Below are 333 nucleotides of genomic sequence, written 5' to 3' on the forward strand. Positions count from 1 at the left end.
CTGGCTAAGCGTGCCTGCACCACCAGCACCAGTAGTCGGCACCAGCCCAGCACCCGCACCAGCGGGAGCGAGCTGACCCAAACCAACCGACGCGGCCTCGGTACCCGCCACACCAGCAGGCGTTTTCGCAGCCACCTGCTCCAACACCTCAGGGGTGGGCAACCCATACTCACCAACCACCTGGGACGGAGTCACCGCCTGCCCCAACGCACCAAGACCTGCAGCAGTAAACGCATCACGCAACGTCCGCGGCAACGGTGACTCACCAAACCCCGGCACCTGCGGGGAAGGCATATCCCCAACCGCAAACCCATCACCAGGAATAGAACCCAA

General features: G+C 64.0%; 1 protein-coding gene. It reads right to left on the reverse strand.

What is annotated here, in order from left to right:
* A partial coding sequence (locus HMPREF2550_RS12380) for a hypothetical protein (RefSeq protein ID WP_210400202.1) occupies window positions 1–294 on the reverse strand: 294 nt, incomplete at its 3' end.
* Window positions 295–333 lie beyond the last annotated feature (39 nt).

This window comes from Corynebacterium sp. HMSC074A01, from assembly GCF_001831515.1.
In the GTDB taxonomy this organism is placed as follows: domain Bacteria; phylum Actinomycetota; class Actinomycetes; order Mycobacteriales; family Mycobacteriaceae; genus Corynebacterium.